General features: G+C 73.0%; 4 protein-coding genes. 2 read left to right on the forward strand and 2 right to left on the reverse strand.

What is annotated here, in order from left to right; all coding sequences use genetic code 11:
* Window positions 1-70: 70 nt before the first annotated feature.
* Window positions 71-745, reverse strand: coding sequence for a DUF4360 domain-containing protein (locus L7D48_RS09645; RefSeq protein ID WP_237878570.1), 675 nt, complete (start codon window positions 743-745; stop codon window positions 71-73).
* Window positions 746-1,174: 429 nt separating this feature from the next.
* On the reverse strand, window positions 1,175-1,825 hold the full coding sequence (locus L7D48_RS09650) for a DUF4360 domain-containing protein (protein ID WP_237878571.1): 651 nt from the start codon (window positions 1,823-1,825) through the stop codon (window positions 1,175-1,177).
* Window positions 1,826-2,609: 784 nt separating this feature from the next.
* On the opposite strand from L7D48_RS09650, the gene L7D48_RS09655 reads away from it, so the two are divergent.
* A complete protein-coding gene (locus tag L7D48_RS09655) occupies window positions 2,610-3,284 on the forward strand; it encodes a DUF4230 domain-containing protein (RefSeq protein WP_237878572.1) in 675 nt (224 codons plus the stop codon).
* A 237-nt stretch (window positions 3,285-3,521) separates the two neighbouring features.
* The coding region (locus tag L7D48_RS09660) for an alpha/beta fold hydrolase (protein WP_237878573.1) at window positions 3,522-4,444 on the forward strand (923 nt) is incomplete at its 3' end.

Below are 4,444 nucleotides of genomic sequence, written 5' to 3' on the forward strand. Positions count from 1 at the left end.
GGCGGTGCGCGGCGCTCCGGCCGGACGCCGCGCACCGCCGTGCGTCAGCGCACGGCCGGGGAGGGGGGCGTCACGCGCCGTCCCCGCCGTCGGTCTCGCACTTCTTCCAGGCGAGCTGGTAGGTGGTGTTGACGGCGCCGTCGGTGGAGTCCATGGCGATGAAGCTCGTGGTCTCCGCGGTGTTCGAGGTGCCGCCGCTGACCCGCAGTTCGGTGTTGATGTTGAAGTTGCGGATCTCGCCGCACGGGGCCCACACCAGGGCGCCGAGCTCGGTGACGTCGTTCGCCTGCCAGTTGTCGTCGAACGGGCCGTTGAAGCGGTGCACGCCCTCGTTCGTCTCCGCCTGGCCCTGGAAGTAGTAGTGCGCCTTCTGGGTGGCGGTGGCGCCCTCCTCCAGGTAGGCGTAGCCGCGGTAGTTCACGCCGGCGATCGCGTAGGTGAATCCCTGCGGGACGCGTACGGCCAGGTTGAGCTGGCAGTTCTTCCGGAAGTCGGTCGGTCTGGCTCCGACGCCGACCTGCGCGAGGTAGTCGCTGTAGGTCACGGTGAAGGCGGTGTTGTCGGGGGAGACGGCCACGGCCGCCGATCCCAGCGGACACCCCGAGCCGTTGACCGTGACGACGTCGATCACCATCCTGTCGGTCGGCGCGTCCTCGAAGGACGGGTTCGGGGCGACGATGCTCGAAGAGAGCGACGAGGCGAATAACGCCGCGATCGCGCCGCCCACGGCAAGTGCTCCGGACATGGTTCTCCAATCAAGCGTTTGTGGGGCGCGACGGGAAAGGAAAACCCGACGCGTTTGCCGAATGGAACTAACCGATTCGCGTTACCGCGTGACCGGCGCGCACCGCGGGCAGAACGCGCTCGAGTGCGCGTACGGTGCGGAGGGGGAAACCGGGAACGGGTTTCCCCGCGGGAGTGGGGCGCAGGCCGCGCCGTCCGGCCCGCAGGCCCCGTGGCGACGGCCTTGCGGGGGCTCTCCGGGCTCTCCGGGCTCTCCCGGAGCCCCTCCTGCCGGGCCTTCCGGCGCGGGCGGCCGGACGTGGTCGGCGTCCGGCCGCCCGCACCGGTGTGCGGGGATGCGGGATGCCCGCAGCGGGGTGGTCGTCTCCCGGCGGGGTGCGCCCTCCCGCCCGCGGACGGGCCGGGCGCGGCTACGCGTCGACCGCGGGGGTCAGCTCTCGCACTTCTTCCAGGCGATCCGGTAGACGGTGTTGACGGCGCCGTCGGTGGAGTCCATGGCGATGAAGCTGGTGGTCCTGTCGGCGGACTCACCGCCGTCCACCCGCAGTTCGGTGTTGATGTTGAAGTTGCGGACCACGCCGCACGGCGCCCAGACCAGCTCGCCGATCTCGGCTCTGTCGCTGGTCTGCCAGTTGTTGTCGTACGGGCCGTTGATCCGGTGCGACGACGAGGTGCTGTCGGCCTGGCCCTGGAAGTAGTAGTGCGCCTTCTGGACGGCGGTGGCGCCCCCCTCCAGGTAGGCGTAGCCGCGGTAGTCCACGCCGGCGATCGCGTAGGTGAAGCCGTGCGGGACGTGTACGTCGAGGTTGAGCTGGCAGTTCTTCCGGAAGTCGGTCGGCAGCGTACCCACGCCCGCCGCGGCGAGGTAGTCGCTGTAGGTCACGGTGAAGGCTGTGTTGTCGGGGGAGACGGCCACGGCCGCCGTCCCCGCCGGGCAGCCCGAGCCGTTGACCGTGTTGATGCCGACCTGGATCTTCTCGTCGGGGACTGTGGAGGTCGGTTCCGCGGCGAGCGCGGCGCCGGAGAGGGTCGAGGCGATCAACGCCGCGACCGCTCCGCCGGCCAGGAGGACTCCGGACATGATTCTCCAATCGTTCGTCGTGGACACGGGGGAAGGGGACGTTCCGGATCCGACGGTCCACGGAGTCGGGGGTGCGGGTGGTGCCATCCGGGCTCCCGGGCCCTCCGCGGTGCCGGGCGCGCCGCCGCGTGCGGCACCGCGGTCCGGCCGGACGGGAAGCCGGCGGCCGGTGTCCTGTGTCCGCGGGGTACGCGTTCGGCCGGGTCGCGGCCGAGGCGGTCCGCGGCCCGCGCGGACGGTGCGAGTGGTCGGGGCGTGCGCCCGCGGAACGGAAGGCGGTACGGCGCCGCCCGACCGTGTGGTCGGGCGGGCCCGTCTTCCGCCGGTATGCGGACGGGATGTGGGAGCGCTCCCAACATAGGGAGGGGTGAAAGGCCCGGCAAGGGCGCGGACGGCGCCCGGACAACAAGTCCGAAACAGAACCACGGTGCCCGTTACAGGAAATCGGACGCCTCGCGCATCGCGTATGGAAATTGCCCGGACTACCGGAAGGTATCCGGAACGGAGAACGCTTTCAGTGGTTTCCCGGCCTTCTTCTCCCGGGTGCGCCGGGCGAGTTCGCCGATGCCGTCCGATACTCAGCGAGCGGTGTACCGGACGCCGCCCGGGATGCGCGTTCCCGCCGGCGGGGCGGAGCGGTCGCGCCCGTGGAATCGCGCCACGGGAGGGGCGGGCGGGGCCGCGCCTGCCGCCCGGCACACGGTCAACTCCCTGCCATGTCCGGGGAGTTTCGGGGAACACCCCGTCTGACGGAGTCTCCCGCCGCCGACGGAGGTGCACGCAGATGGCCCGCCCCGACAGGTCCACGTCCTCCCCGAGATGGATCGCCCCGCTCCTCCTGGTGGTCCTCCTGCTGGCCGGAGTGCTGCTGGCCGGGCAGCTCCGCCTCCTGCCGGGGCTGGGGAACCCGTTCGCCACCGAGACCGAGGACCGCACCGGCCCCGCGGTGCTGAAGTCCCTGAGGGACATGAGCCGCTACGAGGGCGCCTCGGGCACCTTCCAGGTCGTCGTCGACCTGGACAAGGACGCGAAGTTCCTGCCGGACGCGGTGCGCGGCAGCCGGACGCTGTTCGTCGGTACGGGCAGTGTCGGCGCGTACGTGGACCTCGGCGGTCTCGGCGAGGAGGCCGTCACGGTCACCGACGACCGCAGGGGCGCCACGGTACGGCTGCCGCACGCCCGCCTGGAGAAGCCCGCGCTGGACGCCGAGCGCTCGTACGCCGTCACCAAGGAGCGCGGTCTGCTCGACCGGCTCGGCGACCTCTTCTCCGAGAATCCGGGTGACGAGCGGGAGGTCCACCGGCTCGCGGTCGAGCACATCGGCGAGGCCGCCAAGGAGAGCGGGCTGGCGAAGCGGGCCGAGGCGAACACCGAGGACATGCTGGAGAACCTGCTGCGCTCCCTGGGGTTCGAGCGGGTCTCGGTGACCTTCGGCGAGGAGGGCGGCGGGCGCGGCTGAGCGCGGGGGTGTCCCGTCCGGCGCACACCGTCCGGCGGGGGCGCCGCGGGAAGCCGTCCGGCCGGGGGAGGTCTTCTCCGTTCCCTCCGGGGCGCGGCCCCGCTATCGTACCGACCGGCTGGTAGGCAGCTCCCGCCCGGCGGGCCGCCGTACGGCCCGGCGACAGGCGGCGGACCGCCCGACGGCCGCGGAAGCCGACCGCCCCGGCCCCGGCCGGGCCCCGCCGAGGAGGAACACATGCCACGTGCCCTGTCCAACGGGATGGAACTGGAGTACGACACCTTCGGCGACCCGGACGGGCCGGTACTGCTGCTCATCATGGGCCTCGGCACCCAGATGACCGCCTGGCACCCGCGGTTCTGCGGGATGCTCGCCGACCGGGGATTCCACGTCGTCCGCTACGACAACCGCGACTGCGGTCTGTCCACCTTCCTGGAGGACTGCCCGCCCCCGGACATCCGGGCCGTCCTGGCGGGCGACACCTCCACGGCCCCCTACCGCATCGCCGACATGGCCCGGGACGCGGTGGGCCTGCTCGACGCACTGGAGGTCGACGCCGCGCACATCGCCGGAGCCTCGATGGGCGGCATGATCGCCCAGCAGTTCGCGATCGACCACCCCTCGCGGGTGCGCTCGCTGTGCTCGATCATGTCCACCACCGGAGACCGCTCCGTCGGCCGGGGCACCCCCGAGGCGCTGGCCGCGCTGGCGGCCCCGCCGCCCCGGGACCGGCGGGAGGCGGGGGAGCGGGGCGTGCGCTCGTTCTCCGTCCTCGGCTCGCCCGGCTACCCGGCCGCTCCCGAGGAGCTGCGCGAGCGCGCCGAGGCGGCCTACGACCGCTCCCCCCGGTCCGACGGCTTCGCCCGCCAGTACGCCGCGACCCTGGCCTCGCCCGACCGTACGCCGGGCCTGCGGGCCGTCACCGCTCCGGCTCTGGTCGTCCACGGCGCCGACGACCCCCTCATCGACCGAGGCGGCGGCGAGGCGACGGCGGCCGCGATCCCCGGCGCCGAACTCCTGGTGATCCCCGGCATGGGGCACGACCTGCCCGAACAGCTCTGGCCGCTCCTGACCGACGCCATCGCACGCAACGCCGCCCGTGCGGACGGCCGTGCCACCGCCCCCGGGGCCGCTCCCGGTGCTCCCGCCCCTTCCGGCGC

The organism is Streptomyces sp. ICN903 (assembly GCF_022015835.1).
Taxonomy (GTDB): domain Bacteria; phylum Actinomycetota; class Actinomycetes; order Streptomycetales; family Streptomycetaceae; genus Streptomyces; species Streptomyces fenghuangensis.

Excerpts from the sequence above, each read along its gene's own strand:
- L7D48_RS09645 (WP_237878570.1), bottom strand. The coding sequence starts at position 745 with ATGTCCGGAGCACTTGCCGTGGGCGGCGCGATCGCGGCGTTATTCGCC.
- L7D48_RS09650 (WP_237878571.1), bottom strand. The coding sequence starts at position 1,825 with ATGTCCGGAGTCCTCCTGGCCGGCGGAGCGGTCGCGGCGTTGATCGCC.
- L7D48_RS09655 (WP_237878572.1), top strand. The coding sequence starts at position 2,610 with ATGGCCCGCCCCGACAGGTCCACGTCCTCCCCGAGATGGATCGCCCCG.